This is a genomic window from Streptomyces synnematoformans (assembly GCF_039531005.1).
Classification (GTDB): domain Bacteria; phylum Actinomycetota; class Actinomycetes; order Streptomycetales; family Streptomycetaceae; genus Streptomyces; species Streptomyces synnematoformans.
Genome location: NZ_BAAAPF010000460.1, coordinates 1 through 3,967, shown reverse-complemented (window position 1 = coordinate 3,967; position 3,967 = coordinate 1). Strand labels below are relative to the sequence as shown.

Sequence of the window (3,967 nt, the reverse complement as noted above, 5' to 3'; positions counted from 1 at the left end):
CGACCACCACGACGGCGGTCTCGGCCGCGCCGGCCGCGGCGGCGGCCCGCGCGGGGTCCGCCCCGGCGTGGGTGACCCGCGCGCCGGGGACGGCGGCGCGTACGGCGTCCAGGACGCTGACCGAGGGGAAGCGCCGGCAGCCGGGGCCGGCCCAGGTGCCGTGCAGGTCGGCGGAGTCCGCGAACGGCCCGACGACGGCGACGGAGCCGAGGCCGCGGTCCAGCGGCAGGACGCCGTCGTTCTTCATCAGCACCATGGAGCGGGCGGCCGCCTCCCGCGCCGCGGCGCGCGCCTCGGGCACCGGCGCGTCGACGGCGGCGCTCTCGTCCGTGTACGGGTCGTCGAAGAGGCCCAGCGTGAACTTCAGGCGCAGCACGCGCGCGACCGCGTCGTCGATCCGGTCCTCGCTGATGCGCCCGGCCGCGAGCAGGTCCGCGCCGTGGGCGGCGATGCGGGTGCTGACCATCTCCATGTCGATGCCCGCGGTCAGGGCCAGCCGCCCGGCGTCGGCCCCGTCCGCGGCGTAGCCGTGCGCGGTCAGCTCCTCGACGCCGGTGTAGTCGCTGACGACGAGCCCGTCGAAGCCCCACTCCTCCTTGAGGATGCCGGTCAGGGTGTGCGGGTTGCCGTGCGCGGGGACGCCGCTGACGGTGTTGAACGCCGCCATGACGGTGGCCACCCCGGCGTCCACGGCCGCCTTGAACGGCGGCAGGTAGTGGTTGCGCAGCCGCTGTTCCGAGACGTCCACCGTGTTGTAGTCGCGCCCGCCTTCGGCGCCGCCGTACGCCACGAAGTGCTTGGCGCAGGCCGCGAGGCTGTCGTCGGCGGTGAGGTCGCCGGGGTCGTCGCCCTGGTAGCCGCGGACCTTGGCGACCGCGAGCACGGCGTTGAGGTACGGGTCCTCGCCGCCGCTCTCGGCGATCCGGCCCCAGCGGGGCTCGTGGGTGACGTCCATCATCGGCGAGAAGGTCCAGCGCACCCCGTTGGAGCGGGCCTCCTTCGCCGACACCCGGGCGTCGCGCTCGACGACCGCCGGATCGAACGCGGCGGCCTGGGCGAGCGGGATGGGGAAGGTGGTCCAGAAGCCGTGGACGACGTCCTGGGCGAACAGCAGCGGGATGCCCAGCCGGGACTCCGTCACGGCCATGCGCTGCAGGGAGTTGGTGTGCCGGGCCCCGTGCAGGTTGAGCACCGAGCCCAGCAGGCCGGCCCGGGCCGCGCGCTCGACCTCCTCCGTCTGGCCGGCGCCGGGGCCGGTCGCCCCGGTCCAGGTCAGCTGCTGGAGCTGGCCCAGCTTCTCCGCGACGGTCATCCTGCCGAGCAGTTCCTTGACCTTGTCTTCGTGCGGTCCGAGCATGTGAATACGTGGTCCTCTTGCCTTGGTCGCGCCGCCCGCGGCGGGGTCGCCGCCGGTGCGTGCGCGTGCATACGGATGTCGCGCGTCCCCCCGCGGGCCCGCGCACCCGGTCGGTGCGCGGGCCCGCGGGGCCGGTCAGCCCCGGTGCACGGTGAACTCCCGCCGCCGCACCCGCAGCACCGTCCGGCCGCCTGCCGCGGAGACCTTCGCCCCCGCGCAGCGGGCCGGTCCGTCGACGGCCACGACCGCCTCGTCGCCGAGCGCCCGGAAGGCCACCCGCCCGGCCGCGATCTCGCTGATCTCCGCGGTGGCGTACGCGATCCGCAGCCCGCCCGCGCGGAGCCCCAGCGGCAGCATCGCCGCCGAGCGCCCCGGCAGGTGCAGCCGCTCCCCGCCGAAGAGCGGCCGGCCGCGCTCCGCGACGGTGACGTCCTGCCCGTAGCCGGAGGAGATGTTGAAGGCGTGCAGCAGCCGGCCCCCGTCGTCGTCCGCCGTGGTGAGCAGGAAGACGCCGGGCAGCCGCGCGTCGTGGGTCAGGCGGGGCGCCGCGCCCAGCCGGCGCAGCGCCGCGGTCCAGAAGCCGAGGTCGCACCGGTACGCGCTGGTGACGACGACGGCCCGGCCGGCGCCGACGGGGACGTCGAATCCGCAGCCCTCGCCGGTGGACAGCTCACGCAGCACTACTTCCACGCGGCTGCCGCGGCTGCCCCGGGCCGCCGTGCACAGCTGCGCCCTGGGCACCCGGATCTCGGCGCGCGGGGCGGCCCAGCCGTGCGCGGTCACGGAGAGGAAGAACCGGTTCGCGTCGGTGAGGGTTTTGCCCGGCGTGAGCCCGAGTGCGTCACGCAGCTCGGTCGACGGGCGGCCGGACATGTCCCTGCCCGGCAGCGGGCCGGAGAGCAGCAGCTTGCCGCCCGCCCGCAGATACCGCACCAGGCGCCGCTGGACGGGGGTGTCGAGGTGTTCGCCGGTGGCCAGCCCGAGGACGGGCGTGCCGGCCGGGTCGAGGTCGCCGGCCTGCAGGTCGACGCTGCGGTAGCGGTAGCCGCCCAGCAGCATGCCGCGGGACAGCGCGCCGCGGGGGCCGAAGCCCCGTACCGGCTCGACGTCGTCCAGCACGGCCCGTACGGCGTCGGTGTCGGGGCGGTACTCGGTCAGGTAGTGGTCCGGTACGAAGCCGAGCGCGAGGTCGTCGTACTCCGGCCGCATCGGCGCGAGCACGGGGGCGTGGGCGCGTGCCGCCCGGACGGTGCGGACCAGGGACGGGTAGCCGGGTCCGGGGCGGCCCTCGGGGTCGACCGGGGCGGCGAAGCCGTGGCGTTCGCCGGTGGAGCCGATGCGGTCGTTCCCGTCGTGCAGCGGCTCGTCGAGCCGGGGGTTGAACCCGCCGGCGAACAGGTAGTAGTTGATCATCTTGGCGCCCTGGGCCAGGCAGAGCCGCGTCTTCAGGCCGGTGGCCTCGGCGCCCGACTGGTTGTCGAGGTTGTTGCCGTAGTCCGCGTGGCCGGCGTCGAACTCCAGGGCCGTGACGGGCTGGTCGCGGTCGTTGGTGGCGTCCATGAAGGAGTTGACCAGGTACAGGTCGGTGACGTTCTTGAACGTCAGGTCGCCGAGGTAGAAGTCGGCGCCGGAGATCAGCCCGGGCCTGCCGGAGTACGTCTCCTTCAGCTGGCTGATGCCGATGGGGAAGTTCGTGCCCCGGCCGCCGCCGGTGCCGTGGATGTTGATGAGGAACGGGATGCCGCGCACCCCGTTGTCCTCCGCGGCCGCCCGCAGCGCGTCGACGTAGCGGGCGAAGCGGCCGCGCATGAAGGCGCCCAGGTCGTGCATGAGGGCGGCGGAGTAGCCGTCGGCCGGTTCGCGGACGCCCCGGTCGAACTCGTCGTCGGGTTTCCCGGCAAAGGGGTAGCGGCCGGCAAGGCCGTCCCCGTACGTCCGCTCCAGCCAGCCCCGGAAGTCCCGGAGGACGTGGCCGGTGAGCGCCGGGGTGTTGCTGACCCAGTCGAGCATCCCGATCTCGTTGTCGAGCTGGCAGGCGACGACGCCCGGCCGGCCGCCGCGGCGCAGCCGCCGGGCGATGACCGGCATGACGGCGTCGTACCAGCGGCGGGCTTCCGTCAGGAAGGCGGGCGCGAGGTAGTCCACGGCGGGGGTGGGGCCGTCGGCGCCGTGCCATCCCCGGGGGTTGATCTCCGGGTGCTCGCTGCGCACCCGCTCCGGCACGCCCTCGCCCTTGAGTTCGGCCATGGTGAAGGGGCCGGGCCGGACGACGGCGTCGAAGCCGTTGTCGAAGCACAGGTCGAGGAAGGCCCCCAGGTCCCGCTCGGGCCGGGTGCGCCCGGTGACGTCGATGCGGCCGTCCGGTGTCTCGTGCCACATCCAGGGGACGTACGTGGCGACGGCGTTGAGCCCGGCGGCCCTGGCCCTGTCGAGCCGGGACTGCCAGTCGCGGCGCCGGAGCCGGAAGTAGTGGATCTCCCCGCCCAGGACGAGGGCGGGCCCGCCGTCGATGTGGATCTGCTTGTCGCGGTACGTGACGGTGCCGGCCGGCCGGTCCGTACCGGCCGCCGGCGCGGCGGCGGGAGCGGGCCCGGCGCCGGCGGCCGGTGC

General features: G+C 75.1%; 2 protein-coding genes. Both read right to left on the bottom strand.

Annotated features, from left to right (window positions below):
* A partial coding sequence (locus ABD317_RS34330; protein WP_344295358.1) for a glycoside hydrolase family 3 protein occupies positions 1-1,357 on the bottom strand: 1,357 nt, incomplete at its 3' end.
* A 135-nt stretch (positions 1,358-1,492) separates the two neighbouring features.
* A partial coding sequence (locus ABD317_RS34325; RefSeq protein WP_344295355.1) for a beta-galactosidase occupies positions 1,493-3,967 on the bottom strand: 2,475 nt, incomplete at its 5' end.